At 62.2% G+C, this 995-nt stretch carries 1 protein-coding gene; it reads right to left on the reverse strand.

From position 1 onward, the window contains the following. Positions 1–119: 119 nt before the first annotated feature. Positions 120–995, reverse strand: an 876-nt coding sequence (locus D8V06_RS09865) for a 2-hydroxy-3-oxopropionate reductase (RefSeq protein ID WP_130930884.1), incomplete at its 5' end; no start/stop codon positions are given.

The raw sequence follows: 995 nt of genomic DNA on the forward strand, positions 1-995 counted from the left end.
TGATCGTTCCCACGCTCTGCGTGGGAATGCCTCAATGGACGCTCTGCGTCCGCTTTGGGACGCAGAGCGTCCCGGGCTGCATTCCCACGCAGAACGTGGGAACGAGCGGCGGGGCAGGATTAGTTCTTATCGCGAATCGAGAAATTCGCCATGTGTTCCAGGCCCTTGATCAGCGCCGAGTGGTCCCAGTTGCTGCCACCGATGGCCGCGCAGGTGCTGAACACTTGCTGGGCGTTGGCGGTGTTCGGCAGGTTGATGTTCAGTTCCTTGGCACCTTGCAGGGCCAGGTTCAGGTCCTTCTGGTGCAGGCTGATGCGGAAGCCTGGATCGAAGGTGCCCTTGATCATGCGCTCGCCGTGCACTTCGAGGATCTTCGACGAAGCGAAACCGCCCATCAGTGCTTCACGCACCTTGGCTGGGTCGGCACCGTTCTTCGCCGCGAACAGCAGGGCTTCGGCCACTGCCTGGATGTTCAGCGCAACGATGATCTGGTTTGCCACTTTCGCGGTCTGACCGTCGCCGTTACCACCAACCAGGGTGATGTTCTTGCCCATTGCCTGGAACAGTGGCAAGGCGCGCTCGAAGGCATCGGCATCGCCGCCGACCATGATGCTCAGGGTCGCAGCCTTGGCGCCAACTTCACCGCCGGACACCGGGGCGTCGAGGTATTGCGCGCCTTTCTCGTTGATCTTGGCCGCGAAAGCCTTGGTGGCGGTCGGCGAGATCGAGCTCATGTCGATCACGACTTTGCCTTTGCCGATACCCGCGGCAATGCCGTCGGCGCGGAACAGCACGTCATCGACCTGCGGGGTATCCGGCACCATGACGATGATGAATTCAGCTTCCTGGGCGACTTCTTTGGGGTTCGCCAGGGCAACGGCGCCAGCAGCAACCAGATCGGCAGGCGCGGCGTCGTGGTGTGCCGACAGGAACAGGCTGTGACCGGCTTTCTGCAGGTTCGCCGCCATTGGGTGGCCCATGATGCCGGTGCCGAT

This window comes from Pseudomonas sp. Sample_24 (genome assembly GCF_004307605.1).
Lineage (GTDB): Bacteria > Pseudomonadota > Gammaproteobacteria > Pseudomonadales > Pseudomonadaceae > Aquipseudomonas.